Raw genomic sequence first — 927 nt, 5'->3', positions numbered from 1 at the left:
ATCCGGGTTTTGTGGGCGTGTTTTTGCCTGTTTTGTTGTCGTGTTTTGGGTTGATTAGCCATGTATAGTTCGGGTGCATAAACTTGGGGTCAGAACAACGAAGGGTTTCATGTTCCACCGGTTGGGTGGTGCGTGATGGAAGGTATAAGGATTGTGACAACGATGATGAACAGCATTGCACGGAAGGTATGCGTAGCAGCGTGTGTGTTGGCCGTTGCGGCTAATGGTGCACAGGTTGCTCACGCGGAGATGGCTGTTGCTGACTCGTCGGTCACAGTGACCGCTGACGGGCCGGGTGCGGTCTTTCACAACTCGGTAACACAGCCGGGTCGTATTTCGACGTTGAAGTTTACGGATGCCCGCTCCATTGCTGGCAGCCAGGAGTCCTCACTGTATGTGGACCTGCGTGCCGATGGCGCATTAGTGGATTTAGAATCTGGCCTTAACGTGGATACGCACCGTGATGGTAACACCCAGGTGGTCATCTACCGCGGTGAAGACCAGGCGGCTGGTGTGTCGGTCGAGCGTGAATACCGCTTTGATGGCAACCGCGTCGATGTCATTGTGCGGGTGACCAACAACAAGGATGCTTCAGCGTTTGTGCAGGCGGATCTGACGAACCAGATTAACTCCCAGGTCGGGCTTTCCGGCTCCTATGATGATGGGAAGTTTGTTGTTGCCCCGGCCCAGCTTGGCTATGAGACTGCGGTGTCGTTCGATAATGCAACCTCGTCTGGTGTAGCCGATGCGTTCCAGCGCACCACGGCTGCCGGTGAGGTTGGGTTTGTGGATCCGGCAGGGGCCAGCTTCCAGCGTGGTCGTTGGTTTGAGCGCATTGATGCTGGTGCAACGTTGACTGCTGCCATGCACATGGAGGTTGCAACCCAGGACAGTGCTGTTGATTCTGATGGTGACGGTCTGCCGGAT

Annotated in this window: 1 protein-coding gene; it reads left to right on the top strand. The window is 55.6% G+C overall.

The features are described 5' to 3' along the window. Positions 1–162 precede the first annotated feature (162 nt). Positions 163–927: hypothetical protein (locus tag JMN37_RS11265; RefSeq protein ID WP_252932205.1), on the top strand; the 765-nt coding region annotated here is incomplete at its 3' end.

The sequence above is a fragment of the Corynebacterium lipophilum genome, assembly GCF_024102595.1.
Lineage (GTDB): Bacteria > Actinomycetota > Actinomycetes > Mycobacteriales > Mycobacteriaceae > Corynebacterium > Corynebacterium pseudogenitalium.
This window is presented reverse-complemented; position numbering and strand designations above follow the sequence as displayed.